This window comes from Streptomyces venetus (assembly GCF_039540295.1).
In the GTDB taxonomy this organism is placed as follows: domain Bacteria; phylum Actinomycetota; class Actinomycetes; order Streptomycetales; family Streptomycetaceae; genus Streptomyces; species Streptomyces venetus.
In genome coordinates, this window is the sequence record NZ_BAABET010000011.1 from 276,955 (window position 1) to 298,637 (window position 21,683).

Sequence of the window (21,683 nt, forward strand, 5' to 3'; positions counted from 1 at the left end):
CCCACCTCACCGAGACGACCACGTCCTCGATCTGAGGGCGCGGTACCCCCCATCCCCCCACCCATGGAAGGGACACCATGGCATCACGCACCTTGAGCAGACTGACCAAGGCCCTGCTGGCCCCCGCGCTGGCACTCGGCGCCACCGTCGGACTGGCCTCCGCGCCCGCCTCCGCCGCCGTCTGGAACTCCTGCGACCAGTGGGGCCAGACCAACCTGAACGGCTACACGCTCTACAACAACATCTGGGGCGGCGGGGCCGGCAGCCAGTGCATCTGGGCCAACTCCGGCACCAACTGGGGAATCTGGGCCGACCACCCCAACACGGGCGGCATCAAGTCCTACCCGAACCAGACGAAGGCGATCAACAAGTCGATCACCGCGCTGGGCTCTCTCTCCAGCAGCTACAACGTCAGTGTCCCGTCGTCCGGCGCGTACAACACGTCGTACGACATCTGGGACACGGACCACGACTACGAGATCATGCTCTGGGTCAACAAGACCGGACCCGTGGGCCCGCTCGGCAGTTCGCAGGGCAGTGTCAGCCTCGGCGGCCACTCCTGGAACGTCTTCAAGGGCACCAACGGCGCCAACGAGGTGTTCTCGTTCATCCGCACCTCCAACTCCAGCTCCGGCACCGTGAACATCCTGCCGATCCTGAAGTGGATCAAGGACACCAAGCAGTGGATGGGCAACGAGACGATCGGTGACGTGCAGTTCGGCTACGAGGTCACCTCGTCGTCCGGCGGGCTGAACTTCACCACCAACAACCTGACGGTCAGCAGCAGCTGATCCGCCGCGGGCCGGGGCCGACCGCACCGTCAGGCGCGGCCGGTCCCGGCCCCCGCTCGTGCGGCTACTCCGCCACCGGCAGCCGCGCCCCGTCGCGCAGGAACAGCGGGATGCGGTCCAGCGGTGCGTCGACGGTCACGGACCGGCCGCCCTCGTACGTCTCACCCGTCCACGCGTCCGTCCACGTCGCCCCCGTCGGGAGGTACGCCGTACGGGCGGTGGCGCCGGCCGTCAGCACCGGGGCGACCAGCAGGTCCGGGCCGAAGAGATAGGAGTCGTCGACCGACCAGGCCGCCTGGTCGGCGGGGAACTCCAGGAACAGCGGCCGCATCACCGGCAGGCCCTCCTCGTGGGCCGCGCGCATGACGTCCAGCACGTACGGCTTCAGGCGCTCGCGCAGCCGCAGGTACTTCTCCAGGACCGCCCCGGCCTCCTCCCCGTACGACCACACCTCGTTCGGGCCGCCGGTCATCTCCGGGCCCAGCGGCATCCCCGGGTCGCGGAAGCCGTGCAGCCGCATCAGCGGGGACAGCGCGCCGAACTGGAACCAGCGGACCATCACCTCCCGGTACGCCGGGTCGTCCGGGTCGCCGCCGTGGAAGCCGCCGATGTCGGTGTTCCACCACGGGATGCCCGACAGGGCCGTGTTGAGCCCGGCGGCGATCTGGCGGCGCAGGGTCGGGAAGTCGGTGCCGATGTCGCCGGACCACAGGGCGGCCCCGTAGCGCTGGCTGCCCGCCCACGCCGAGCGGTTGAGGGTGACGATCTCCTCCTCGCCGGTGGCGACGAGGCCCTCGTAGAACGTGCGGGCGTTCTCGGCCGGGTAGGCGTTGCCGACCTCCAGGCCCGGGCCCGCCCAATAGCGCAGGTTCTCCTGGAAGCCCGGCTTCAGCTCCGGCTCACAGGCGTCCAGCCAGAACGCCGTGATGCCGTACGGGTCGAGGTAGTTCTCCTTCACCTTCGCCCACACGAACTCCCGGGCCTCCGGGTTGGTGGCGTCGTAGAAGGCCACCTGGACGGTGGACGCCACCTCCTTGTCGGGCCAGTCGGCGTGCGCCATCGGCCCGTACTGGGTGCCGATGAAGTACCCGCGCTGCTCCATGACCGGGTGATTCTCGCTGAGCGGCGAGACCGAGGGCCAGACGCTCACCACCAGCTTGATGCCGAGTTCGTCCAGCTCGCGCACCATCGCCGCCGGGTCGGGCCACTCCTTCGGGTCGAACTTCCACTCGCCGAGGTGCGTCCAGTGGAAGAAGTCGCAGACGATCGCCGAGATGGGCAGGCCGCGCCGCTTGTACTCCCGGGCCACCGCCATCAGTTCGTCCTGGGTGCGGTAGCGCAGCTTGCACTGCCAGAAGCCCGCCGCCCACTCCGGCAGCATCGGCGTCCGGCCGGTCACCGCGCTGTAGCGGCGCTGGGCGGCGGCCGGGTCGCCCGCCGTGATCCAGTAGTCGATCTGCCGGGCCGAGTCGGCGACCCACCGCGTGCCGTTGTGCGCCAGCTCCACCCGGCCGATCGCCGGGTTGTTCCACAGCAGGGTGTAGCCGCGGCTGGAGGTCAGCACCGGGATGCCGACCTCGGCGTTGCGCTGCACCAGGTCCAGGACCAGGCCCTTCTGGTCGAAGCGCCCGTGCTGGTGCTGGCCGAGGCCGTACAGCTTCTCGTCGTCGTACGCGGCGAAGCGCTGCTCCAGGCGGTGGTGACCGTTGCCGACGGCCGTGTAGAGGCGGGAGCCGGGCCACCAGAAGTGGGCGCGGTCCTCGGCGAGCAGCTCGGCGGAGTCCTCCGTCCGCAGGAAGCGGACCAGGCCCTCGGCGTTCACCTCGACGGTGAGCGCGCCGACGGTCAGCTGCCCGCGACCGTCCTCGATCTTCACCGTGGACGGCGTCGCGGGAGCCTCCTCGAGCAGGGCGCCCGGGAGCCCCTCGAGGACCGGGCCGCCGAGCCGGGCACGCACCCGGACCGCGTCCGGACCCCACGGCTCGATCCGTACGGTCTCCTGGCGACCGCTCCACTCCAGCGCGCCGTCCCGCTCACGGAACATGCCGACGGTGGGGGAGGACTGCGCCAGGCTCACCTGGGGCTGGGTTTCAGCAGGCTGATTCACGTGGCGTGCTCCTGTGCGGAAGAAGACATGGGGGTGCCCCGGAAGGGGCGATGTTCGGTGAGCGGGAGCGACTACGGCCGGCTCGGCGCCGGCCCCGTGCTCGCCCGGACCGTCAGCTCGGGCGCGAGCAGCACGACCTCGTCGCTGCCGCGCCCCGCCAGCTTGGCGACCAGGTGTTCCACGGCGTGCCGGCCCATCTCCTGCGCGGGCAGGGAGACCGACGTGAGCCGCACCGAGGCCTGCGTCGCGACCTGGTCGGGGCAGATCGCCACCACCGACATGTCCTCCGGCACGGCCCGGCCCTGCTGCCGCAGCAGCGCGAGCAGCGGCTCGACCGCCGACTCGTTCTGCACGATGATCCCCGAGGTGTCCGGGCGTTCGTCGAGGATCCGGGCAAGGGTCACCGCCATCGCGTCGTACCCGCCCTCGCACGGCCGGTGCAGCAGCCGCACGCCCAGCTCCCGCGAGCGGGACCGCAGCCCGTCGAGGGTGCGCTCGGCGAAGCCGGTGTGCCGTTCGTAGACCGCCGGGGCCTCCCCGATGACGGCGACGTCCTGGTGCCCCTGCTTCGCCAGGTGCTCCACACACAGCGCGCCCGTCGCCCTGAAGTCCAGATCGACGCAGGTCAGGCCGGTGGTGTCGGAGGGCAGCCCGATCAGCACGGCCGGCTGGTCCGTCGCACGCAGCAACGGGAGCCGCTCGTCGTCGAGTTCGACGTCCATCAGGATCATCCCGTCGGCGAGCCCGCTGCCCGCGACGCGGCGCACCGCGTCGGGCCCCTCCTCACCGGTGAGCAGCAGCACGTCGTACCCGTGCGTGCGGGCGCAGGTCGCCACCGCGATGGCGATCTCCATCATCACGGGCACGTACATGTCCGTGCGCAGCGGGACCATCAGCGCGATGATGTTGGACCTGCTGCTGGCCAGGGCACGGGCCCCGGCGTTCGGGTGGTACCCGAGCTCGCGGATGCTCCGCTCGACCCGCTGCCGGGTGTTCGCGGAGATGGACCGCTTGCCGCTGAGGACATAGCTCACCGTGCTCGCCGAGACTCCGGCGTGCTGGGCGACCTCGGCGAGGGTGACCATCCAGCTCTCCAAGCTTTGTGAAGCGCTTCGACAATGCGCATTGCTGATATGGGCGGGTGAGGGTGGTTCGACAGTAGCCCCAGCGGGAGTGGGTGTCCATAGGTTGTCGAAGCGCTTCGATACCGATTTCCGGAGAGGCGGCCGGACTCCGGATCGGCACCCCGATGCAACACCGTCGTCAGTCGCCCGACAAGTCCGGACGCGGACCGTCCCTTCGGCCGAACGGACGCGCGAGGACTGGTGGGGACGTCCGGTTTCGGGTACCAACGATCCAGTAGCACTGGTCGGTAACGTACAGTCCTCAATAACCCTAGATGCGGCGAGGTGACCCTCATGTCCGCTTCCACCACTCCCTCATCCCGTCCCGCCGTCACCGAGCGGGAGGCCCGTGAGGTGGCGGAGGCCGCCCGGGAACAGCACTGGCGCAAGCCCAGCTTCGCCAAGGAGCTGTTCCTCGGCCGCTTCCGGCTCGACCTCATCCACCCCCACCCCGTCCCGGAGGACGAGGCGGCCCAGCGCGGCGAGGAGTTCCTCGCCAAGCTCCGCGACTTCGTCGAGACGAAGGTCGACGGGGCCCTCATCGAGCGCGAGGCCCGGATCCCCGACGAGGTGATCGACGGGCTGAAGGAACTCGGCGCCTTCGGCATGAAGATCGGCACCAAGTACGGCGGGCTCGGCCTCACGCAGGTGTACTACAACAAGGCCCTCGGGCTCGTGGGCTCCGCCAGCCCGGCGATCGGCGTGCTGCTCTCCGCACACCAGTCGATCGGTGTGCCGCAGCCGCTGAAGCTGTTCGGCACGCAGGAGCAGAGGGACCGCTTCCTGCCGCGCTGCGCCCGCACGGACATCAGCGCCTTCCTGCTCACCGAGCCCGACGTCGGCTCCGACCCGGCCCGCCTCGCCACCACCGCCGTGCCCGACGGGGACGACTACGTCCTCGACGGGGTGAAGCTGTGGACCACCAACGGCGTCGTCGCGGACCTGCTGGTCGTCATGGCCCGGGTGCCGAAGAGCGAGGGCCACCGGGGCGGCATCACGGCCTTCGTCGTGGAGACCAACTCGCCCGGAGTCACCGTCGAGAACCGCAACGCCTTCATGGGCCTGCGGGGCATCGAGAACGGCGTCACCCGTTTCCACCAGGTCCGCGTCCCCGGCGCCAACCGCGTCGGCGAGGAGGGCCAGGGCCTGAAGATCGCCCTGACCACGCTGAACACCGGGCGGCTCTCCCTGCCCGCCTCCTGCGTCGCGGCCGGCAAGTGGTGCCTGAAGATCGCCCGGGAGTGGTCGGCCGCCCGCGAGCAATGGGGCAAACCCGTCGCGCACCACGAGGCGGTCGGCTCCAAGATCTCCTTCATCGCGGCCACCACCTTCGCCCTGGAGGCCGTGACGGACCTGGCCTCGCAGATGGCCGACGAGGACCGCAACGACATCCGCATCGAAGGCGCCCTGGCCAAGCTGTACGCCTCGGAGATGGCCTGGACGATGGCCGACGAGCTCGTCCAGATCCGCGGCGGCCGCGGCTTCGAGACGGCCGAGTCCCTGCGGGCGCGCGGCGAGCGCGGGGTCCCCGCCGAGCAACTGCTGCGCGACCTGCGCATCAACCGCATCTTCGAGGGCTCCACCGAGATCATGCACCTCCTCATCGCCCGCGAGGCCGTCGACGCCCACCTGACGGTCGCCGGGGACCTCATCGACCCGGGGAAGTCCCTGGGCGACAAGGCCAAGGCCGGTGCGAACGCGGGCGCCTTCTACGCCAAGTGGCTCCCCAAGCTGGTCGCGGGACCCGGCCAGCTCCCCACCTCCTACGGTCAGTTCAAACACGACGTGGACCTCTCCGGGCACCTGCGCTACGTCGAACGCACCGCCCGCAAGCTGGCCCGCTCCACCTTCTACGGCATGTCCCGCTGGCAGGGCCGGATGGAGTCCAAGCAGGGCTTCCTCGGGCGGATCGTCGACATCGGGGCCGAACTGTTCGCCATGAGCGCGGCCTGTGTACGCGCCGAACTCCTGCGCAGCCAGGGCGACCACGGCCGCGAGGCCTACCAGCTCGCCGACGTCTTCTGCCGCCAGGCCAGGATCCGCATCGAGGAGCTCTTCAACCGCCTGTGGGCCAACACCGACGACCTCGACCGCAAGGTCGTCAAGGGCGTTCTCTCCGGCACCTACGAGTGGCTGGAGCAGGGCGTCGTCGACCCGTCGGGCGACGGCCCCTGGATCGCCGAGGCGACCCCGGGACCGTCCCAGCGGGAGAACGTGCACCGGCCGATCCGGTAGCCCTCACGGGGGCGTGGGCCGACACGGCGCGCGCCCCCACGAAGGGGGCGCGCTGTCCGCACACACCGGCCTTACGGCAACAATGGAGGAATGAGCGACAGTCCAGCCCCCCTCGCCGACCCACACCTCGTCTACGATCCGGTCGCGGGCGACGGCCCGAAGGACGTGGTGATCCTCGGCTCCACCGGGTCCATCGGCACCCAGGCCATCGACCTCGTGCTGCGCAACCCCGACCGTTTCCGGGTCACCGGTCTGTCCGCCAACGGCGGCCGGGTCGCCCTGCTCGCCGAGCAGGCGTACCGGCTGCGGGCGGGCACGGTCGCGGTCGCCCGCGAGGACGTCGTACCGGCCCTGCGCGAGGCGCTCACCGCGCAGTACGGCACGGGCGAGCCGCTCCCCGAGATCCTCGCCGGCCCGGACGCGGCCACCCACCTGGCGGCGTCCGACTGCCACACCGTCCTGAACGGCATCACCGGCTCCATCGGCCTCGCCCCGACCCTCGCCGCCCTGGAGGCGGGCCGCACCCTCGCGCTCGCCAACAAGGAGTCGCTCATCGTGGGCGGCCCGCTGGTCAAGGCCCTCGCCAAGCCCGGGCAGATCATCCCGGTCGACTCCGAGCACGCCGCCCTCTTCCAGGCCCTGGCCGCCGGCACCCGCGCCGACGTCCGCAAGCTCGTCGTCACCGCCTCCGGCGGCCCCTTCCGCGGCCGTACCAAGGCCGAGCTCGCGAGCGTGACCGTCGAGGACGCCCTCGCACATCCCACCTGGGCCATGGGCCCGGTCATCACGATCAACTCCGCGACCCTCGTCAACAAGGGCCTGGAGGTCATCGAGGCGCACCTCCTCTACGACATTCCCTTCGACCGCATTGAGGTCGTCGTGCATCCCCAGTCGTATGTCCACTCGATGGTTGAGTTCACAGATGGATCGACACTGGCCCAGGCGACCCCGCCCGACATGCGCGGGCCCATCGCCATCGGCATCGGCTGGCCCGAACGCGTGCCCGACGCGGCGCCCACCTTCGACTGGAGCAAGGCCTCGACCTGGGAGTTCTTCCCGCTCGACAACGAGGCCTTCCCGTCGGTGAACCTCGCCCGGCACGTCGGCGAGCTCGCGGGCACCGCCCCGGCGGTGTTCAACGCGGCCAACGAGGAGTGCGTGGAGGCGTTCCGCCAGGGGGCACTGCCGTTCAACGGCATCATGGAGACCGTCACGAGGGTCGTCGAGGAGCACGGCACCCCGCGTTCGGGAACCTCACTCACCGTGTCGGACGTCCTCGAAGCGGAGACCTGGGCGCGGACCCGGGCCCGGGAACTGGCGGCACAGACGGCGGAGGCCCGTGCATGACGACCCTGATGTTCATCCTCGGCATAGTCCTCTTCGCGGTCGGCCTGCTCTTCTCGATCGCGTGGCACGAGCTGGGACACCTGTCGTTCGCCAAGCTCTTCGGCATCCGCGTGCCGCAGTACATGGTCGGCTTCGGTCCGACCATCTGGTCACGCAAGAAGGGCGAGACCGAGTACGGCGTCAAGGCCATCCCCTTCGGCGGCTACATCCGCATGATCGGCATGTTCCCGCCCGGCCCCGACGGCCGGCTGGAGGCCCGCTCCACCTCGCCGTGGCGCGGCATGATCGAGGACGCCCGCTCCGCCGCCTACGAGGAGCTCGGGCCGGGCGACGAGAAGCGCATGTTCTACACGCGCGCGCCCTGGAAGCGCGTGATCGTGATGTTCGCGGGCCCCTTCATGAACCTGGTCCTGGCCGTGGCCCTGTTCCTCACCATCCTGATGGGCTTCGGCATCACCCAGCAGACCAACACGGTCAGCTCCGTCTCCCAGTGCGTCATCGCCCAGAGCGAGAACCGCGACAAGTGCGAGAAGGGCGACGCGCCCTCCCCGGCCGCGGCGGCCGGCCTCAAGGCGGGCGACAAGATCGTCTCCTTCGACGGCGTGAAGACCGACGACTGGAACAAGCTGTCCGACCTCATCCGCGCCACCCCCGGCAAGGAGGTGCCGATCGTCGTCGAGCGCAAGGGCCAGGACGTCACCCTGCACGCGAAGATCGCCACCAACCAGGTCGCCAAGAAGGACTCGGGCGGACAGATCGTCCAGGGCCAGTACGTCCAGGCCGGCTTCCTCGGCTTCAGCGCCGCCACCGGCGTGGTCAAGCAGGACTTCGGCGAGTCCGTGACCTGGATGGGCGACCGGATCGGTGAGGCCGTCGACTCCCTCGCCGACCTCCCCGGCAAGATCCCGGCCCTGTGGAACGCGGCCTTCGACGGCGCCCCGCGCGAGGCCGACTCCCCGATGGGCGTGGTCGGCGCGGCCCGCGTCGGCGGCGAGATCTTCACGCTGGACATCCCGCCCACCCAGCAGCTGGCCATGGCCCTCATGCTGGTCGCCGGCTTCAACCTCTCCCTGTTCCTGTTCAACATGCTCCCGCTGCTGCCGCTCGACGGCGGTCACATCGCGGGTGCGCTGTGGGAGTCGCTGCGCCGCAACGTCGCCAAGGTGCTGCGCCGGCCGGACCCCGGCCCGTTCGACGTGGCGAAGCTCATGCCGGTGGCGTACGTGGTCGCCGGGATCTTCATCTGCTTCACGATCCTGGTGCTGATCGCGGACGTGGTGAACCCGGTGAGAATCTCCTAGTCACAGGGAGTTCATGGCGGCCCGGCACGATGGGGGTCCCCCCGCTCGAGCGAAGCCGAGAGCGGGGGAGTGCCGGGCCGCCTCCCATCGGGTGGCTGTGCGGGCGGGATGTGCCCGGGCCGGGGCATGTGCCGTAATCTCGGAGCCCGGAGCCCGCTGCTCACGGGACCGGACCTTGATCCACGACTTGGGGTTGCACAGCAGATGACTGCGATTTCTCTCGGCATGCCGTCCGTTCCGACCAAGCTCGCCGAGCGCCGGAAGAGCCGGCAGATCCAGGTCGGACCCGTGGCGGTCGGCGGAGACGCCCCCGTCTCGGTGCAGTCGATGACGACGACCCGCACCTCCGACATCGGCGCGACCCTCCAGCAGATCGCCGAGCTCACCGCGTCCGGCTGCCAGATCGTCCGGGTCGCCTGCCCGACGCAGGACGACGCCGACGCCCTCTCGACCATCGCCCGCAAGTCGCAGATCCCGGTCATCGCCGACATCCACTTCCAGCCCAAGTACGTCTTCGCCGCCATCGAGGCGGGCTGCGCCGCGGTCCGGGTCAACCCGGGCAACATCAAGCAGTTCGACGACAAGGTCAGGGAGATCGCCAAGGCGGCCCGGGACCACGGCACCCCGATCCGGATCGGCGTCAACGCGGGCTCCCTCGACCGGCGCCTCCTCCAGAAGTACGGCAAGGCCACCCCCGAGGCCCTGGTCGAGTCCGCCCTGTGGGAGGCGTCCCTCTTCGAGGAGCACGACTTCCGGGACATCAAGATCTCCGTCAAGCACAACGACCCGGTCGTGATGATCGAGGCCTACAAGCAGCTCGCCGCGCAGTGCGACTACCCGCTGCACCTCGGTGTGACGGAGGCGGGCCCGGCCTTCCAGGGCACGATCAAGTCGGCGGTCGCCTTCGGCGCGCTCCTCTCGCAGGGCATCGGCGACACCATCCGCGTCTCCCTCTCCGCGCCTCCGGCCGAGGAGGTCAAGGTCGGCATCCAGATCCTGGAGTCCCTGAACCTCAAGGAGCGCGGCCTCGAGATCGTCTCCTGCCCCTCCTGCGGCCGCGCCCAGGTCGACGTCTACAAGCTCGCCGAAGAGGTCACCGCCGGCCTCACCGGCATGGACGTCCCCCTGCGCGTCGCCGTCATGGGCTGCGTCGTCAACGGCCCCGGCGAGGCCCGCGAGGCCGACCTCGGCGTCGCCTCCGGCAACGGCAAGGGCCAGATCTTCGTCAAGGGCGAGGTCATCAAGACCGTCCCCGAGTCGAAGATCGTGGAGACCCTCATCGAGGAGGCCATGAAGCTGGCCGAGCAGATGGAGAAGGACGGCGTGATCTCGGGCGAACCGTCGGTGGCGGTCGCGGGCTGACGTCATCGGCAGGGGCGCGGGTGCTCTCGGGGGGCGCGGGGAACTGCGCGATCAGCCACCGCCCACCCGCACCCGCCGACAACCCGTCACTCCCGAGCTCCGAGGCGCCCCACCCAGGCAGCGCAGCTATAGTGCGGAGACCAAGCCGACCCCAGTGTGTGAGGGCCCCGCACGTGTTGACGCAGACCACCTCCCGGGTCCTCGAACCGGGCGACCTGGACGCCGCGCTCGCCGTACTCGACCGCGAGCCGGTCGCGAACGCCTTCGTGACGTCACGGGTGCAGATCGCCGGTCTCGACCCGTGGCGGCTCGGCGGAGAGATGTGGGGCTGGTACGAGGACGGCATGCTGACGTCCCTGTGCTACGCCGGTGCCAACCTGGTCCCCATCTGCGCCACCCCGCGCGCCGTGCGCGCCTTCGCCGACCGCGCCCGCCGCGCCGGCCGCCGCTGCTCCTCCATAGTCGGCCCCGCCACGTCCACCGCCGACCTGTGGCGGCTGCTGGAACCCCAGTGGGGCCCCGCCCGCGAGGTCCGGCGTCACCAGCCGCTCATGGTCGCCGACCGGCTGCCGGAGGCCGTCGCCCCGGACCCCTACCTCCGCCGCGTCCGCAAGGACGAGATGGAGAAGATCATGCCGGCGTGCGTGGCCATGTTCACCGAGGAGGTCGGCGTCTCCCCCATGGCCGGCGACGGCGGCCTCCTCTACCAGGCCCGCGTCGCCGAACTCGTCGGCTCCGGCCGGGCCTTCGCCCGCTTCGACGCCGACGGCAAGGTCGTCTTCAAGGCCGAGATCGGCGCCGCGACGGACCGCGCCTGCCAGATCCAGGGCGTGTGGGTGGCCCCCGAGTACCGCGGCACCGGCCTGGCCGCCCCCGGCATGGCGGCCGTGCTGCGCTACGCCCTGGCCGACGTCGCCCCGGTCGTCAGCCTGTACGTCAACGACTTCAACACGGCGGCCAGAAGGACCTACCGGAGAGTGGGCTTCCAGGAGGTCGGCGCCTTCATGAGCGTCCTGTTCTGAAACGCCCTCAGGGGCGCGGGGCGGTATCCGATGTGCGGCTCCGCCGCGTGAGCGCGGGCAATCCCATGCGGCCCGCACCCGTACGCCAACCGAATCCGCCCCTGTAGGCTCCCCGCCATGGACCTGGTGATCGGCCCCCTCGACCTCTCCGCCCATGTCGACGAGGCCCTGGAAGTCCAAGCCGTGGCGTTCGGTCTAGGCCCCGACGAAGTAGCCGTACGCCGTCAGATCGTCCTCCGCCACATGACCTACCCCGGCGCCCGCGCCCTCGGGGCGACGGTCGGCGGCACCCTCGTCGGGTTCGTCTACGGGATGCCCAACGACCGCACCCACTGGTGGTCCACCGTCGTGGAGCCGTACCTCAGAGCCAACCGCCACGACCACTGGCTGGACGACTCCTTCGTGATCACCGAACTCCACGTCCACCCCGGCCACCAGAACCGCGGCATCGGCCGCTCCCTGATCACCACGATCACCGACGGCGCCGCCGAACCCCGCTCGATCCTCTCCGCGATCGACACCGAGAGCCCCGCCCGCGCCCTCTACCGCTCCCTGGGCTACCAGGACCTCGCCCGCCAGGTCCTCTTCCCGAGCGCGCCGAAGCCGTACGCCGTGATGGGCGCTCCGCTTCCGCTGCTGCGCCGATAACCGATTTCCACCGTCCCGTGCCCCACAGATAACCTCCTGCCATCACCCACACGTAGCAGGAGCAGAAGAACCATGGCGAACGCACCGGTCCAGCGCATGTCCCAGTTGTTGGCGAAGACGTTGCGCGACGACCCGGCGGACGCCGAGGTCCTCAGCCACAAGCTCCTCGTCCGCGCCGGCTATGTACGCCGCACCGCCGCCGGCATCTGGAGCTGGCTGCCCCTCGGCAAGAAGGTGCTGGCCAACGTCGAGCGGATCGTCCGCGAGGAGATGGACGCCGTCGGCGCCCAGGAGGTCCTGCTCCCCGCCATCCTGCCGCGCGAGCCCTACGAGGCCACCGGCCGCTGGGAGGAGTACGGCCCCGAGCTGTTCCGCCTTCAGGACCGCAAGGGCGGCGACTACCTCCTCGGCCCCACCCACGAGGAGATCTTCACCCTCCTCGTGAAGGACCAGGCCTCCTCCTACAAGGACCTGCCGGTCATCCTCTACCAGATCCAGAACAAGTACCGGGACGAGGCCCGGCCCCGCGCGGGCATCCTGCGCGGCCGCGAGTTCCTCATGAAGGACTCCTACTCCTTCGACACCGAGGACGAGGGCCTCGCCCAGTCCTACGCGCTGCACCGCGAGGCCTACCAGAAGATCTTCGCGCGCCTCGGCCTCGACTACCGCATCTGCGCCGCGACCGCGGGCGCGATGGGCGGCTCCAAGTCCGAGGAGTTCCTCGCCCCGGCAGAGGCCGGCGAGGACACCTTCGCCGACTGCCCGAACTGCGACTTCGCGGCCAACACCGAGGCGATCACGTACGAGCTGAAGCCCGTCGACGGCTCGGACGTGCCCGCCGCCGAGGACATCCCCACCCCCGACACCCCGACCATCGAGACCCTCGCCGCCCACCTCGGCGTCCCGGCCTCGGCCACGCTGAAGAACCTCCTCGTGAAGGTCGACGGCGAGATCGTCGCCGTCGGCGTCCCCGGCGACCGCGAGGTCGACATGGACAAGGTGGAGGCGCACTTCGCCCCGGCCACCGTCGAGCTGGTCACCGAGACGGACTTCGCCGCCCGCCCCGACCTGGTCCGCGGCTACGTGGGACCGCAGGGCCTGGACAAGGTCACCTACATCGCCGACCCGCGCGTCGCCCCCGGCACGGCCTGGATCACCGGCGCCAACAAGGCCGGCACGCACGCCAAGAACGTCGTCGCGGGCCGCGACTTCGAGGTCGACCGGTACGTCGACGTCGTGGTCGTCCAGGAGGGCGACCCCTGCCCCAAGTGCGGCACCGGCCTCGTCCTCGACCGGGCCATCGAGATCGGCCACATCTTCCAGCTGGGCCGCAAGTACGCCGACGCCCTCAAGCTCGACGTCCTCGGCCAGAACGGCAAGCCGGTCCGCGTCACCATGGGCTCCTACGGCATCGGCGTCTCGCGCGCGGTCGCCGCCCTCGCCGAGCAGAGCGCCGACGAAAAGGGCCTGTGCTGGCCCAAGGAGGTCGCCCCGGCCGACGTCCACGTGGTCGCCGCCGGCAAGGCCCTCCAGACCGAACTGGCCCTCGACGTCTCCGGGAAGCTGGCCGCGGCCGGCGTCCGCGTCCTGGTCGACGACCGGGCCGGCGTCTCCCCGGGCGTCAAGTTCACCGACTCCGAGCTGATCGGTGTCCCGCAGATCCTGGTGGCCGGCCGGCGCGCGGCCGAGGGCGTGCTGGAACTGAAGGACCGCCGCACCGGCGAGCGCGAGGAACTGACGGTCGAGGAGGCCGTCGCCCGCCTCACGGCGTAGGCATGTGACGCTGCCGGCTGTGAGGGCTCCGGGAGACCGGAGCGCTCACAGCCAGCTCGCGAACTCCAGGAGCAGTTCCGCGTCCCGCGGCCGCCCCACCCGCCCAGCGCGCACGCCCGACTCCACGGCCCGGAACAGCGTCCACCCCCGCAGCCGTTCCTGGTCCACGTCGAGCGACTCCGCGAGCCGTTTGACCCGCCGCCGGGTCGTCGCGGCACCGGACGGCTGCGCGATCAGGTCCTCCACCCGGTCGCGGACCAGGCGGGCGAGGTCGAACGCCGACTCGCCGACCACCGGGTCGGGCCCCACGGCGAGCCACGGCATGCGTTCCCCGGCCAGCACCTTGCTCTGCCGGAACGTGCCGTGCAGCAGCCGGTGGTCCGGCGGCGCGGCCAGCAGTTCAGTACGCGCCCCGAGCGCCAGATCGACCAGCTGGGCCACCTCGGGGTCGCGCCGCGCGCTCGCCCGCATGGCCTCGGCCTGCCGCCCGGTCCGCTCGGCCACCGTCTCGAAGGGAAAGTCGGCGGGCGGCTCGACCCACAGCCGCCGCAGCGTCCCCGCCGCCTCCAGCAGTGCCTTCGCCTCCGGCAGCGACCGCACCGACACATCCGGATGCAGCCGCTCCAGCAGCAGCACACCCTCGGTCGCGAAGGGTTCCAGCAACTGAACGGCACCCCGCCCGCCCCAATGCGCGAGCGCGGCCCGTTCCGCCTCCGGCCGGGCCCGGCCCGGCGCCAGCTTGAGCACGGCGGGCGTCCCGTCGGCCCTGCGCACCAGCACGACCAGACTGCTGCGCCCGCCGGGCACCTGCACCCGCTCCACGGTCAACTCGCGTAGCGCGACGGCCTGTTGCGCCGCCTCGGGCAGCTTCTCCAGCCAGCCGTCACCGTCCGGGGCCGTCTCGCCGAGCGCCCTGACCAGACGCGTCGGCGGTTCGAAAACCATGCGCGAGTCGTTCCCTTCGTACTGTCCGCGGTGCGTGCCCGCCCCTGCTCGTCACGCCGTGGGCGCCGCCCGGGGCGGAGCCGTGCCCGCCCGCTCGACGAGCCCAGGGAAGGCTACGCTCTCGCCGCGCCAGCGCACCGCCCGCACCGCCGCCTCCCGCAGCGCCTCGGCCGCCAGGGACCGCCGCGGGCCGCCCGCCGCGCGCACCAGGTCCGAGTACACCCCGGCCACCCGGTCCTCCAGCTCGGCGGCGAGCCGCACGGCCGCCGCCGCGTCCGGCACCGGGAACGGCAGCGCGTACCCGGCGGACGCGGCCAGGGGCCTGCCCCCCAGGTCCTTGATCTCGCGCACCAGTCCGTCCCGGCGCGCCCGGTGCGCGTCGTACGCCGCCCGTGCCTCGGCGCGGCGCCTGTCGCCGACCCGCCCGCCGACGACGCCGTACCCGTACACCGCGGCGTGCTCGGCCGCCAGCGCAGCCTGGAGGGCCCGCAGCTCCCCGTCCTTCGCCTCGCTCACACGCCACCTTCCGTCAGCAGGTACACATGGGCCGCCCCGGCCGCCGCCACCGAGGCCAGCAGTCGCGCCAGCTCGCCCGGCACGTCGAGCAGCGTCCCGGCCCGCCGGTCGGCCAGCTCCCGCTCCGCCGCCGCCAGCACGGCGAGTGCGTCCTTGTCGTTCCCCGGCACGGCAGCGGCCGACGGGGAATCGGGGGAGGGAGGGGCGGAAGGGGCTGTGGAGGAAGGCGTCTTGCGGCGGTCCGCTCCGAAGGCCCGCGCGTGCCGCGCCGCCTCCTCACGCAGCGGCCGCAGCAGCCCCGCCAGCGCGGGACGGGCGGCGATCACCGCGTCGTACCGCTCCACCAGCCCCTCGCTGTCCCGCGCCGCACGCGCGCGTGCCCGGCGCTCGGCGGCCGACTGACCGTCGCTCCGGCCGCCGGGGTCCTCGGTGCCGGCGGTGCAGCCCGCCAGGGCGAGTGCCGTCGAGCCGACGGCGAGCAGACTCCTTCTGCGCGGCCCCGAACGGGTGCGCGGCGATGAGGGGAACGGCACGTCAGACGTCCTCAGGGGGCTCGAACGAGAAAGAAGAGACTCTCAGGGCTGCACGCCCGTGATCACGGTACCCGGGCTGCCGCCCAGGACCACTCAGCGGCACCGTTCGTCACCGGGTGGACGGCAACACTCCCCGCGACCGGATACCCTTTGACCAGACACGCGCCCCATCCCACAACAGCACACGCGGCCGAGGAGTCACCCGGATGAGCACCACCCAGAGCGAGAGGCTGCGAGAACTGCTGGAGCCGCTCGTCACCTCCCAGGGCCTGGATCTCGAAGAGATAGCCGTGGACTCCGTCGGACGCAAGCGTGTGCTGCGCGTCGTCGTCGACTCGGACACCGGTGCGGACCTGGACCAGATCGCCGATGTGAGCCGCGCGCTCTCGGCGAAGCTCGACGAGACCGACGCGATGGGCGAAGGGGAGTACACCCTCGAGGTCGGCACCCCGGGCGCGGAGCGCCCCCTCACGGAACACCGGCACTACGTCCGCGCCACGGACCGGCTGGTGAAGTTCCAGCTGACCGAGGGCGACGAGCTGGTGGCCAGGATCCTGAAGGTCGACGACGAGGGTGTCGACACCGAGGTGCCCGGAGTGAAGGGCCGCAAGGCCACCGCCCGCAGAATCGCCTTCGGCGACATCGTCCGGGCGCGCGTGCAGGTCGAGTTCGGCCGCAAGGACAACAAGGACAACAAGAAGGAAGAGGAGGCGTAGCCGTGGACATCGACATGAGCGCCCTGCGGGGCTTGGTTCGGGAGAAGGAGATCTCCTTCGACCTGCTGGTCGAGGCGATCGAGTCGGCCCTCCTCATCGCCTATCACCGCACCGAGGGAAGCCGCCGTCACGCGCGCGTGGAGCTCAACCGGGAGACCGGCCATGTGACCGTGTGGGCGAAGGAGGACCCCGACGACCTCGAGGAGGGCCAGGAGGCCCGCGAGTTCGACGACACCCCCACCGGCTTCGGCCGTATCGCCGCCACCACGGCCAAGCAGGTCATCCTGCAACGCCTGCGCGACGCCGAGGACGACGCGACGCTCGGCGAGTACGCCGGCCGCGAGGGCGACATCGTCACGGGCGTGGTCCAGCAGGGCCGCGACCCGAAGAACGTGCTCGTGGACATCGGCAAGCTCGAGGCCATCCTGCCGGTGCAGGAGCAGGTGCCGGGCGAGACGTACGCGCACGGCATGCGCCTGCGGTCGTACGTCGTCCGGGTGGCCAAGGGCGTCCGCGGCCCGTCCGTCACGCTCTCCCGCACGCACCCCAACCTGGTGAAGAAGCTCTTCGCCCTCGAGGTGCCGGAGATCGCCGACGGGTCCGTGGAGATCTCCGCGATCGCCCGTGAGGCCGGTCACCGCACGAAGATCGCCGTACGCTCCACCCGGTCCGGACTGAACGCCAAGGGCGCCTGCATCGGCCCCATGGGCGGCCGGGTGCGCAACGTGATGGGCGAACTGAACGGCGAGAAGATCGACATCGTCGACTGGTCGGAGGACCCGGCCGAGATGGTGGCGAACGCGCTGTCCCCGGCCCGGGTCTCCAAGGTGGAGATCGTGGACCTGGCGACCCGGTCGGCCCGTGTCACGGTGCCCGACTACCAGCTGTCCCTGGCCATCGGCAAGGAGGGGCAGAACGCCCGCCTCGCCGCCCGGCTGACCGGCTGGCGGATCGACATCCGCCCGGACACGGAACCGGCCGCGGGACAGGCCGGCGAGCAGGCCGGGCGACAGTCCGGGGAATAGATCCAAGCCGCGCGTCGTTCAAATCACGACAGGTTTTGGCGCGGCAACTGTTCGAATCCTGCCCCAAAGGGGTGAGGCGCGTACGGGGAGGTAGACTTAGCTGTGTCTGGCCGGACGCGCGCCCGCGCATGCCCTGAACGCACCTGTGTGGGGTGTCGGGAGCGAGCGGTCAAGGTCGATCTGTTGCGGATCGTAGCGATCAAGGACGCGTGCGTTCCTGATCCACGCGGTACGCTGCCCGGCCGGGGTGCGTACGTACACCCCTCCCCGGTCTGTCTCGACCAGGCGGTACGCCGCCGGGCGTTCACGAGGGCACTGCGCGTCCCGGGAGCGCTCGACACAAAGGCGTTGCGCCAGTACGTCGAGCAGACAACAGTTGCCGAGCAGGCAACACGGTAAGAACGTGCCGCACGGAACCCCGTGCGGTCTAGGTACCTCGCGAGTCGAAAGCAGGTCGAGATTGCGATGAGCACTCGATGAGTACGCGATGAGTACGCCCATGAACTAGCGACGGTCCGGCTTCACCCGGACCTCAAAGGAGCGAAGTGGCTAAGGTCCGGGTCTACGAACTCGCCAAGGAGTTCGGTGTCGAGAGCAAGGTCGTCATGGCCAAGCTCCAGGAGCTCGGTGAATTCGTCCGTTCGGCGTCTTCGACCATCGAAGCGCCCGTTGTACGCAAGCTGACTGACGCCTTCCAGCAGGGCGGTGGCAACGGCAGGTCCGCGAAGCCCGCGGCCCCCAAGAAGGCCGCCCCCCGTCCCGCCGCGCCTTCTCCGGCGCAGGCTGGGGGCACCTCCCACGGCGTTAAGCCAGTGGGGGAGCGTCCGGCTGCACCCAAGCCGCCGGCCGCACCCAAGCCCCCGGCGGCCGAGCAGCCGTCGGCTCCGTCGGCTCCGGCGCCGACCCCCGGTCCGCGTCCGACGCCGGGCCCCAAGCCCGCGCCGCGTCCGGCCCCGGCCGCGCCCGAGTTCCAGGCGCCGCCCTCGACGCCGTCGTCCCCGGCCGGGCCGAAGCCCGGCGCGCGTCCCGGTGCTCCCAAGCCCGGTGGCCGCCCGTCCGGCGGTCCGGGCCAGGACCGTGGCGGCCAGGGCCAGCGTCCTGGTGGCCAGGGCCCGCGTCCCGGCGCCCCGGCGCCGCGACAGGGCGGTCGTCCGGCCGGTCCGCGTCCCGGTAACAACCCCTTCACCTCGGGTGGCTCCACCGGTATGGCGCGCCCGCAGGCGCCCCGTCCGCAGGGTGGCCGTCCCGGCCCCGGCGGTCCCGGTGGCGGCGGTCCCCGTCCCCAGGCGCCCGGCGCCCAGGGTGGCGGTCCGCGTCCCCAGGCTCCGGGTGGCAACCGCCCGACCCCGGGCTCGATGCCGCGTCCGCAGGGCGGCGGCCCGCGTCCCGGCGGCGGCTCCGCCGGTCCTCGTCCGAACCCCGGCATGATGCCGCAGCGTCCCGCTGCCGGCCCGCGTCCCGGCCCCGGTGGCGGCGGTCGCGGTCCGGGCGGTGCGGGTCGTCCCGGCGGTGGCGGTCGTCCTGGTGGCGGCGGCTTCGCCGGTCGTCCCGGTGGCGGTGGCGGCGCCGGTCGTCCCGGTGGCGGCGGCGGTTTCGCCGGCCGTCCCGGCGGTGGCGGCGGCTTCGGTGGCGGCGGTGGCCGTCCCGGCTTCGGCGGTCGTCCCGGCGGTCCCGGTGGCCGTGGTGGCACGCAGGGCGCGTTCGGCCGTCCCGGCGGTCCGGCGCGTCGTGGCCGCAAGTCGAAGCGGCAGAGGCGCCAGGAGTACGAGGCCATGCAGGCTCCGTCGGTCGGCGGTGTGATGCTGCCTCGCGGCAACGGCGAGACCGTTCGCCTGTCGCGCGGTGCCTCGCTCACCGACTTCGCGGAGAAGATCAACGCCAACCCGGCGTCGCTCGTCGCGGTCATGATGAACCTCGGCGAGATGGTCACGGCCACGCAGTCCGTCTCCGACGAGACGCTGCAGCTCCTGGCCGACGAGATGAACTACACGGTTCAGATCGTCAGCCCGGAGGAGGAGGACCGTGAGCTCCTCGAGTCCTTCGACATCGAGTTCGGCGAGGACGAGGGCGACGAGGAGGACCTGATGGTCCGCCCGCCGGTCGTCACCGTCATGGGTCACGTCGACCACGGTAAGACCCGGCTCCTCGACGCCATCCGCAAGACGAACGTCATCGCGGGCGAGGCCGGCGGCATCACCCAGCACATCGGTGCCTACCAGGTCGCGACCGAGGTCAACGACGAAGAGCGCAAGATCACCTTCATCGACACCCCGGGTCACGAGGCGTTCACCGCCATGCGTGCCCGTGGTGCGCGGTCGACGGACATCGCGATCCTGGTCGTCGCGGCCAACGACGGCGTCATGCCGCAGACGGTCGAGGCGCTCAACCACGCCAAGGCGGCCGAGGTCCCGATCGTCGTCGCGGTCAACAAGATCGACGTCGAGGGCGCCGACCCGACCAAGGTGCGCGGTCAGCTGACCGAGTACGGCCTGGTGGCCGAGGAGTACGGCGGCGACACCATGTTCGTCGACATCTCCGCCAAGCAGGGTCTGCACATCGACTCCCTGCTGGAGGCCGTGGTCCTCACGGCCGACGCCTCGCTCGACCTGCGGGCCAACCCGAACCAGGACGCGCAGGGCATCGCGATCGAGTCCCGTCTCGACCGCGGCCGTGGTGCCGTGTCGACGGTCCTCGTCCAGCGCGGCACGCTGCGGGTCGGCGACACCATGGTGGTCGGCGACGCGTACGGCCGAGTCCGGGCGATGCACGACGACAACGGCAACAGCGTCGCCGAGGCCGGTCCCTCGACGCCGGTTCAGGTCCTGGGCCTGACCAACGTCCCGGGTGCGGGCGACAACTTCCTGGTGGTCGACGAGGACCGTACGGCCCGTCAGATCGCCGAGAAGCGCGCCGCCCGTGAGCGCAACGCCGCGTTCGCCAAGCGCACGCGCCGCGTGTCGCTGGAGGACCTGGACAAGGTGCTGAAGGCCGGCGAGGTCCAGCAGCTGAACCTGATCATCAAGGGCGACGCGTCCGGATCGGTCGAGGCTCTGGAGTCCTCCCTCCTCCAGCTGGACGTCGGCGAAGAGGTCGACATCCGCGTCCTGCACCGCGGTGTCGGTGCGGTCACGGAGTCGGACATCGACCTGGCCATGGGCTCCGACGCCATCGTCATCGGCTTCAACGTCCGGGCAGCCGGCCGTGCGCAGCAGATGGCGGAGCGCGAGGGCGTGGACGTCCGGTACTACTCGGTCATCTACCAGGCGATCGAGGAGATCGAGGCGGCCCTCAAGGGCATGCTCAAGCCGGAGTACGAGGAGGTCGAGCTCGGTACGGCGGAGATCCGCGAGGTCTTCAAGTCGTCCAAGCTGGGCAACATCGCGGGTGTTCTCATCCGCTCCGGCGAGGTCAAGCGCAACACCAAGGCGCGCCTCATCCGCGACGGCAAGGTGGTCGCGGAGAACCTCAACATCGAGGGTCTGCGTCGCTTCAAGGACGACGTCACCGAGATCCGCGAAGGGTTCGAGGGCGGTATCAACCTCGGCAACTTCAACGACATCAAGGTCGACGACGTCATCGCGACGTACGAGATGCGCGAGAAGCCGCGGGTGTAACCCACGGTTCCCTGGTCGGCCGACGCGACACACCGCGTCGGCCGACCGGCCTTTCACACCCTCCGAGCGCCTGACGACCACCGGGGGCGCCCCTCGCTGACTGCGGTGAAGCCGCCGATGGACTGCGAGGCGAAGCTCTACGGGGGTGCTGGGCGTGGCTCCTGCGAGGGCGCCGGGCTGAGCCTCTCGTGGGGGTGCTGGGTAGGGTTCCTGCGAGGGTGCCGGGCAGTCCTCCCGTGGGGGTGCTGGCGAAGCTGCCGCGAGGGTGCTGAGCTGAGTCTCCTAGGGGGTGCTCGGCAAAGCTCCCGCGAGGGTGCCGGGCTGAGCCTCCTGTGAGGATGCTGGCAAGGCTGCCCCGAGGGTGCTGAGCTGAGTCTCCTGTGAGGGTGCTGGCGAGGCTGCCGCGAGGGTGCCGAACCGAGCCTCTGGGGGTGCTGGGCCGAGTCTCTCGGGGGGGTGCTGGGTACGGCTCCCGCGAGAGTGCTGGGCTGAGCCTCCTACGGGTGTGCTGGGTAAAGGTCCTGCGAGGGTGCCGGGCTGCGTCTCCCGTGAGGGTGCTGGCGAGGCTGCCGCGAGGGTGCCCTGCAAAGCTCTCACGGGGGTGCCGGGGCGGCGCCCCGCGAA

Annotated in this window: 17 protein-coding genes; 12 read left to right on the top strand and 5 right to left on the bottom strand. The window is 71.2% G+C overall.

The annotated features are described in order from the left end of the window. Positions 1-77: 77 nt before the first annotated feature. Positions 78-791, top strand: a complete 714-nt coding sequence (locus ABEA82_RS32035) for a glycoside hydrolase family 12 protein (protein ID WP_345665212.1) — start codon at positions 78-80, stop codon at positions 789-791. Between the two features lie 64 nt (positions 792-855). On the opposite strand, the gene ABEA82_RS32040 is transcribed toward ABEA82_RS32035, so the two are convergent. Further along, a complete protein-coding gene (locus ABEA82_RS32040; protein WP_345665213.1) occupies positions 856-2,898 on the bottom strand; it encodes a glycoside hydrolase family 31 protein in 2,043 nt (680 codons plus the stop codon). A gap of 71 nt (positions 2,899-2,969) precedes the next feature. Continuing rightward, positions 2,970-3,983: a LacI family DNA-binding transcriptional regulator gene (locus ABEA82_RS32045; RefSeq protein WP_345665214.1), complete on the bottom strand. Its 1,014-nt coding sequence runs from the start codon at positions 3,981-3,983 to the stop codon at positions 2,970-2,972. A 333-nt stretch (positions 3,984-4,316) separates the two neighbouring features. Between ABEA82_RS32045 and ABEA82_RS32050 the strand changes: the two genes are divergently transcribed. From ABEA82_RS32050 to ABEA82_RS32080, 7 genes are all read left to right on the top strand, one after another. Then, positions 4,317-6,257 carry an acyl-CoA dehydrogenase family protein gene (locus ABEA82_RS32050; RefSeq protein ID WP_345665215.1) on the top strand — a complete coding sequence of 647 codons (1,941 nt, stop codon included), beginning with the start codon at positions 4,317-4,319 and terminating at the stop codon, positions 6,255-6,257. Positions 6,258-6,347: 90 nt separating this feature from the next. Beyond that, entirely contained in the window at positions 6,348-7,604 is a 1,257-nt protein-coding gene (gene dxr / locus ABEA82_RS32055; protein WP_345665216.1) for a 1-deoxy-D-xylulose-5-phosphate reductoisomerase, read from the top strand. 8 nt (positions 7,605-7,612) lie between these two features. Beyond that, entirely contained in the window at positions 7,613-8,905 is a 1,293-nt protein-coding gene (locus tag ABEA82_RS32060; protein WP_345665258.1) for a M50 family metallopeptidase, read from the top strand. Positions 8,906-9,109: 204 nt separating this feature from the next. Beyond that, complete coding sequence (gene ispG / locus ABEA82_RS32065) at positions 9,110-10,267, top strand: flavodoxin-dependent (E)-4-hydroxy-3-methylbut-2-enyl-diphosphate synthase (RefSeq protein WP_345665217.1); 1,158 nt, start codon at positions 9,110-9,112, stop codon at positions 10,265-10,267. Positions 10,268-10,440: 173 nt separating this feature from the next. After that, the gene (locus ABEA82_RS32070) at positions 10,441-11,289 is read left to right on the top strand and encodes a GNAT family N-acetyltransferase (RefSeq protein WP_345665218.1); all 849 of its coding nucleotides are present in this window, start codon (positions 10,441-10,443) and stop codon (positions 11,287-11,289) included. A 117-nt stretch (positions 11,290-11,406) separates the two neighbouring features. Further along, positions 11,407-11,937 carry a GNAT family N-acetyltransferase gene (locus tag ABEA82_RS32075; RefSeq protein ID WP_345665219.1) on the top strand — a complete coding sequence of 177 codons (531 nt, stop codon included), beginning with the start codon at positions 11,407-11,409 and terminating at the stop codon, positions 11,935-11,937. A gap of 72 nt (positions 11,938-12,009) precedes the next feature. Beyond that, positions 12,010-13,710, top strand: coding sequence for a proline--tRNA ligase (locus tag ABEA82_RS32080; protein ID WP_345665220.1), 1,701 nt, complete (start codon positions 12,010-12,012; stop codon positions 13,708-13,710). A gap of 45 nt (positions 13,711-13,755) precedes the next feature. On the opposite strand, the gene ABEA82_RS32085 is transcribed toward ABEA82_RS32080, so the two are convergent. The 3 genes from ABEA82_RS32085 to ABEA82_RS32095 are packed head-to-tail and all read right to left on the bottom strand — an operon-like array spanning position 13,756 to position 15,704. Further along, on the bottom strand, positions 13,756-14,655 hold the full coding sequence (locus ABEA82_RS32085) for an aminoglycoside phosphotransferase family protein (RefSeq protein ID WP_345665221.1): 900 nt from the start codon (positions 14,653-14,655) through the stop codon (positions 13,756-13,758). 51 nt (positions 14,656-14,706) lie between these two features. Further along, positions 14,707-15,171 carry a DUF4439 domain-containing protein gene (locus ABEA82_RS32090; RefSeq protein ID WP_345665222.1) on the bottom strand — a complete coding sequence of 155 codons (465 nt, stop codon included), beginning with the start codon at positions 15,169-15,171 and terminating at the stop codon, positions 14,707-14,709. Beyond that, entirely contained in the window at positions 15,168-15,704 is a 537-nt protein-coding gene (locus tag ABEA82_RS32095; protein WP_345665223.1) for a hypothetical protein, read from the bottom strand. Before ABEA82_RS32095 ends, ABEA82_RS32090 begins: the two co-directional genes overlap by 4 nt. Before the next feature lie 206 nt (positions 15,705-15,910). Between ABEA82_RS32095 and rimP the strand changes: the two genes are divergently transcribed. The 4 genes from rimP (at position 15,911) to infB (ending at position 21,059) form a co-directional block, all read left to right on the top strand. Next, positions 15,911-16,420, top strand: coding sequence for a ribosome maturation factor RimP (gene rimP, locus ABEA82_RS32100; protein ID WP_345665224.1), 510 nt, complete (start codon positions 15,911-15,913; stop codon positions 16,418-16,420). A 2-nt stretch (positions 16,421-16,422) separates the two neighbouring features. Then, complete coding sequence (nusA, locus tag ABEA82_RS32105) at positions 16,423-17,445, top strand: transcription termination factor NusA (protein ID WP_345665225.1); 1,023 nt, start codon at positions 16,423-16,425, stop codon at positions 17,443-17,445. Positions 17,446-17,547: 102 nt separating this feature from the next. Continuing rightward, positions 17,548-17,844, top strand: a complete 297-nt coding sequence (locus tag ABEA82_RS32110; protein WP_345665226.1) for a YlxR family protein — start codon at positions 17,548-17,550, stop codon at positions 17,842-17,844. A gap of 146 nt (positions 17,845-17,990) precedes the next feature. Continuing rightward, a complete protein-coding gene (gene infB / locus ABEA82_RS32115) occupies positions 17,991-21,059 on the top strand; it encodes a translation initiation factor IF-2 (RefSeq protein ID WP_345665227.1) in 3,069 nt (1,022 codons plus the stop codon). Positions 21,060-21,683 lie beyond the last annotated feature (624 nt).

Bases quoted from the DNA above. Each gene is read 5' to 3' on its own strand.
- ABEA82_RS32035 (WP_345665212.1), top strand. From the start codon at position 78: ATGGCATCACGCACCTTGAGCAGACTGACCAAGGCCCTGCTGGCCCCC.
- ABEA82_RS32045 (WP_345665214.1), bottom strand. From the start codon at position 3,983: ATGGTCACCCTCGCCGAGGTCGCCCAGCACGCCGGAGTCTCGGCGAGC.
- ABEA82_RS32050 (WP_345665215.1), top strand. From the start codon at position 4,317: ATGTCCGCTTCCACCACTCCCTCATCCCGTCCCGCCGTCACCGAGCGG.
- dxr (WP_345665216.1), top strand. From the start codon at position 6,348: ATGAGCGACAGTCCAGCCCCCCTCGCCGACCCACACCTCGTCTACGAT.
- ABEA82_RS32060 (WP_345665258.1), top strand. From the start codon at position 7,613: ATGTTCATCCTCGGCATAGTCCTCTTCGCGGTCGGCCTGCTCTTCTCG.
- ispG (WP_345665217.1), top strand. From the start codon at position 9,110: ATGACTGCGATTTCTCTCGGCATGCCGTCCGTTCCGACCAAGCTCGCC.
- ABEA82_RS32075 (WP_345665219.1), top strand. From the start codon at position 11,407: ATGGACCTGGTGATCGGCCCCCTCGACCTCTCCGCCCATGTCGACGAG.
- ABEA82_RS32080 (WP_345665220.1), top strand. From the start codon at position 12,010: ATGGCGAACGCACCGGTCCAGCGCATGTCCCAGTTGTTGGCGAAGACG.
- ABEA82_RS32085 (WP_345665221.1), bottom strand. From the start codon at position 14,655: ATGGTTTTCGAACCGCCGACGCGTCTGGTCAGGGCGCTCGGCGAGACG.
- rimP (WP_345665224.1), top strand. From the start codon at position 15,911: ATGAGCACCACCCAGAGCGAGAGGCTGCGAGAACTGCTGGAGCCGCTC.